At 46.4% G+C, this 504-nt stretch carries 2 pseudogenes; both read left to right on the plus strand.

Features of this window, described 5'->3' with window-relative positions:
* Positions 1–315 (plus strand): annotated as a pseudogene (locus tag R7Z47_RS27025) (hypothetical protein); the annotation flags it as partial.
* Positions 312–504, plus strand: a pseudogene (locus R7Z47_RS27030) (hypothetical protein); the annotation flags it as partial. The pseudogenes R7Z47_RS27025 and R7Z47_RS27030, both read left to right, overlap by 4 nt.

Genomic DNA, 504 nt, shown 5'->3' on the forward strand with positions numbered 1-504 from the left:
CTTCAACAGCGTCTTATCTCATTAAAGGTAACCGAAGGTGACGACACTCTGCGCCTAACTAACGTTCAACCAATAAGTCTCGCACTCCAGCACGGAAGTCCCTATCGCGTTTGGCGGACACACTCGCATCCCAAGTTGAACACCTTACCTTTTAGCAACATCCAAGAGGCCACCATGTCGAGCTTTCGCTTTGAACTTCAAACGGATGCAACCCTGCTCTCATCTGAAGTTAAAGAGCTGTTTGATATCGCTGACTCTCATCTTGAATTAAACAAAATAGCACCCTCTAAAACTTATTATGGAGAAATAGAATGAACCTATCTAAAACCCTACTTACCACTGCTCTCTTTACAGCCCCTTTAGCCTTAATCGGGTGTGGCGGCTCTTCTGGCGGGAGCGACAATAATAACTCTGGACAGCCGTATCAATTTGGGGGTGCTGTACAAAAAGGTCCTCTACAACCTGGCTCCGTCGTCACCGCCTATGAACTTAACCAAGACTTAG

It is taken from the genome of Vibrio sp. 1641 (assembly GCF_033339995.1).
Taxonomy (GTDB): domain Bacteria; phylum Pseudomonadota; class Gammaproteobacteria; order Enterobacterales; family Vibrionaceae; genus Vibrio; species Vibrio alginolyticus.